1 protein-coding gene is annotated in these 1,560 nt (G+C 75.9%); it reads left to right on the top strand.

Features of this window, described 5'->3' with window-relative positions:
* The first annotated feature begins 463 nt into the window (after positions 1–463).
* Complete coding sequence (locus K6I34_RS36780) at positions 464–1,432, top strand: DUF5926 family protein (RefSeq protein ID WP_229332360.1); 969 nt, start codon at positions 464–466, stop codon at positions 1,430–1,432.
* Positions 1,433–1,560 lie beyond the last annotated feature (128 nt).

The following is a 1,560-nucleotide window of genomic DNA, read 5'->3' as shown; positions in this document are numbered from 1 at the left end:
CTTCCCCCCTTTCCGGGGCTCCGCCCCGGGTCGCCCCATCAGGGGCGCGGGGCAGCATCGATATGCGGCTCCGCCGCGTGGGCGCGACCAGCCACGACGGACCGGCAGCCGCGTGACGGACCACCGACCGCACCCCGAACGCCACCGCACCGGGGCAGCGCCCCATGAGGGGCGCGGGGAACTGCGCGACCAGCCACGACGGACCGGCAGCCGCATGACGGCCACACGAGGCACCCCGGTAGGCGCGACGGGCCACCGGCCCGCAGCCGCGCGCGGAGCGCAAGACGCCACCCGGCAGACGCGCAACCGGCCCACCGACCCGCACCCCGAACGCCAGGACCCGGGGCGCAGCCCCGACAGGCGCAACCCGAAAACCGAGCCGCACCCGAACACCAGAGCCCGGGGCGAAGCCCCGCTAGGCTCGCCGCACACAGACCGCACCCCACCGGGAGAACCGCACGCCATGGCCAAGAAGCGCCGCCCCCAGACCAAGGCCGCCACGCCGCGGGCCACCGACGGCACGATCCCCGTCGTCGGCGCCCGCGAGCCCTGCCCGTGCAACTCGGGGCGCCGCTACAAGGCCTGTCACGGCCGCGAGGCCGCGCACGCCGTGGCCGAGCTCGTGCAGCGGCCCTTCGAGGGCCTGCCGAACGAGGCCGACTGGGTCGCGCTCCGCGAGCTCGTGCCCGCCGCGACCGTGGAGCTCGCCCTCAAGGACGGACTGCCCGAGGGCGTGCCGTCGGTGACGCTGGCCACCGTGCTGCCCATGGCCTGGCCCGCCCTGCGCCGTGACAACGGCGCGGTGCTGCTGGGGCTCCAGAACGACACCGCCTCCGGCGACCTCAGCCGCGACCTGGCGGACACCCTCCTGCGCGCCCTGGAGGCCGAGCCGGGCACCCCCGTGGCCGCCGAGCGCGTCGGCACCGAGGGGCCGCGTCTGCAGGACCTGCTGGCCGTGGAGGGCCCGTTCGAGCCCGTCGTGCACACGGGCTTCGAGTTCTGGGTCGAGAACGCCGAGAACGCGACCGGCGAGGTCGCCGCCTCCCTGGACCGGGCCAACGCCGCCGCGATCCCGACCGTCCGGCTGAACGGCGTCGACGCCGCGTACTGGTGCGAGACGCCGGAGAAGAACCACCTGCGCTGGGTCATGACCCACCCGGAGGAGAAGCTGCTGGACGCCCTGGCCCGGCTGTACGTCGCGGGCACGGCCTCCCTCGGCGAAGGAACCCGCCTGGTGGGCTCGTTCCGGGCGCACGGGCTGACCGTGCCCGTGTGGGACCTGCCGAGCACCGTGCGCGCGGAGGACGTCGAGAAGCCCGCCGCGGCCTTCGCGGAGCGGCTGACGGCCGCGCTGGCGGACGAGACGCCGCTGACGGCCGACGAGCGGCGTGCGCGCGGCGGCCTCACCAGCCGTCAGATCACCCTCCACTGACGGCTCTCCGGCACGGCTCTCCGGCACGACCGGAGCACCCACCCTTCGAACCCCTCGGGCGGAGACGCGGACGACGCGCCTCCGCCCGAGTCCTTCCGCCTGTCCCGCTTCCCGCTTCCCACCCGCCC

It is taken from the genome of Streptomyces sp. UNOC14_S4 (assembly GCF_020740835.1).
Taxonomy (GTDB): domain Bacteria; phylum Actinomycetota; class Actinomycetes; order Streptomycetales; family Streptomycetaceae; genus Streptomyces.
This window is presented reverse-complemented; position numbering and strand designations above follow the sequence as displayed.

What these genes read in the sequence shown, in the direction of transcription:
- K6I34_RS36780 (WP_229332360.1), top strand. Translation starts at nt 464, where the DNA reads ATGGCCAAGAAGCGCCGCCCCCAGACCAAGGCCGCCACGCCGCGGGCC.